Origin of the sequence: Pseudomonas sp. HMSC076A11 (assembly GCF_001810205.1) — a bacterium.
GTDB lineage: Bacteria > Pseudomonadota > Gammaproteobacteria > Pseudomonadales > Pseudomonadaceae > Pseudomonas > Pseudomonas aeruginosa.
The window spans coordinates 1-690 of sequence record NZ_KV800248.1; the positions used below are offsets into that span (position 1 = coordinate 1).

Consider the following 690-nt stretch of genomic DNA (forward strand, 5'->3'; position numbering starts at 1 on the left):
TAGAGTAGTAAAAATAAATCTGTCCCCTTTTTTCATAGACGGAAGTGTTAGAGTACAATCTCCATCAACTAAATTAGCTCCGCGCCCTGCTAATTCGGATGAGATACCATGAAAAAAATAGTATCTTTTAAAGATTTAAAGTGTTTGAGTAATTATGAGTTATGGAGGTCCGGCTGGGAGAATAAGAATGAGATTGATGTATTTTCATATATTTCCTATGAAATCAGGCCAGAAGACTTATTGATCTTAGGGAAATTGGTTTTTCCTGATTTTATCTTGGATAGGGGGGCGGTAATACTGGAGATGAATTATGAGGAAAAAAAATTTAATGACTGGATGGAAAGATTAGAAAATGATATCCAGTCTGTAGAGAGATTCATTAATCATACCCATATTTATGATATTTTTTCCGGGTGCAATGAGGATGTAGAAGATGAAATTTTTGAGCAGCTTGCTCATATGCTTTCTCTATCATGGCGCTTAATTTTAAAAGAGAAATTTCCAGATAGAGATTTTTCGGTTTTGCTATCTTGCTCAGATCAAGATTATGGCCCTACTATTACTTTTTTTCAGAAATAAATATACTTTATTAAATAAAGAATAAATAAAGGGGTAGATTTATTTTACCTACTCTAATTTTCTAAGCAGGGAGGCTTCAGCGCAGACGCCGTAAGGAGGCTCCGCGATGCC

General features: G+C 34.8%; 1 protein-coding gene. It reads left to right on the forward strand.

Translation table 11 applies throughout. The features are described from left to right. Window positions 1–108: 108 nt before the first annotated feature. Complete coding sequence (locus tag HMPREF2716_RS29560) at window positions 109–579, forward strand: hypothetical protein (RefSeq protein WP_153274314.1); 471 nt, start codon at window positions 109–111, stop codon at window positions 577–579. Window positions 580–690 lie beyond the last annotated feature (111 nt).